This is a genomic window from Candidatus Limnocylindrales bacterium (assembly GCA_035626395.1).
In the GTDB taxonomy this organism is placed as follows: Bacteria; Desulfobacterota; Binatia; order UBA1149; family CAITLU01; genus DASPNH01.
On the sequence record DASPNR010000029.1, the window covers coordinates 1 to 1259 of the forward strand.

1 protein-coding gene is annotated in these 1259 nt (G+C 60.8%); it reads right to left on the reverse strand.

Annotated features, from left to right (window positions below; all coding sequences use genetic code 11):
• Positions 1-35: 35 nt before the first annotated feature.
• A protein-coding gene (locus VEC57_09485; GenBank protein ID HYB99345.1) for an IS3 family transposase occupies positions 36-1204 on the reverse strand; the annotation gives its coding sequence in 2 pieces (ribosomal slippage) (positions 36-955 and positions 955-1204; 1170 coding nt in all).
• Positions 1205-1259: the final 55 nt, after the last annotated feature.

Below are 1259 nucleotides of genomic sequence, written 5' to 3' on the forward strand. Positions count from 1 at the left end.
ACTGGAGTTCCCCCGCTTTCGCGGACAGTTTGTGACTATCGAACTGCGGCCATCGCTAGCGCCTTCCTCTCGTAGTTGACCGGCGACATGTAGTCCAGGCCTGAGTGCCGGCGGCGCGTATTGTACCAGCCCTCAATGAACTCGAATATCGCCATCTGGGCTTCGGCGTGATTGGCAAACTTCGTCTGCTGCAGCAGTTCCCACTCCAGCGTTGCAAAGAAGCTCTCGCACATCGCGTTGTCGTAGGCGTCGCCCACCGATCCCATCGACGGCCTGACGTTGGCGTGCTTGCAACGCAGACCGAACTCGATGGACGTGTACTGGGTGCCCTGGTCGCTGTGGTGGATCACGTCGTCGGGATTGCGGCGTTCCACAGCCATGGCCAATGCGGCCAGTACGAGCTCGGTCTTTAGATGCGAGGCCATCGACCAGCCCACGATCTTCCTACTCCAAACGTCCATCACCACCGCCAGAAACAGAAACGTCGTCCCCGTCGGGATGTAGGTTATGTCGGCGACCCAGAGCTTGTCGGGACCATCGGCAGTGAATTTGCGATCGACCAGATCCGGCGCCGGCCGCGAGCGCCGGCAGCGCTCGGTGGTTCGAACCCACTTGCGACGGCTGATTCCTACGAGCTTTGCTCGCTTCATCAGGCGCTCGACGCGTTTGCGGCCGATGCGGATTCCGTCATCACGGAACTCACGGTGGATTCGCGGTGAGCCGTAGCTGGTTCGCGACATCTTGTGGATCCTGTGGATCTCTCTGATCAGCTCGCGATCGCGCTGCTCACGGCGCGAGGGCGCGCGAGTCAGCCAGGCGTAGTAACCACTCGTCGAGATCTTTAGTACTTTGCACAGCGTTGCCACGCTGTGTTCGGCCTGATTCGCCTTCACGAGTTCGAACGCCGCTTGGGCGTCCCCTCGGATTCCTTGGCGAACCAGGCCGTTGCTTTTCCCAGGATCTCGACCTCCTCGCGAAGCCGGCGATTCTCGCGGCGAAGTACTCGAAGTTCCTCGCGCTCGTCGGTTGTCAGTCCGTCCTTCCTTTTGCCGCCGTCACGGTCGGCCTGCTTGACCCAGTTTCGGATCGTTGCAGCAGAGGGTTCGAACTCTTCAGCAAGTTGCTCAGGGGATCGGCCGTTGCGTGCCAGCTCGACTAAGCGGTCACGCAGCTCGGCTGCATATTGCGGGTGGGGTCTGGGCATCGTGAACTCCTGTTACCATAGCGGTTAGGTGTCCACGAAACCGGGGGAACTCCAG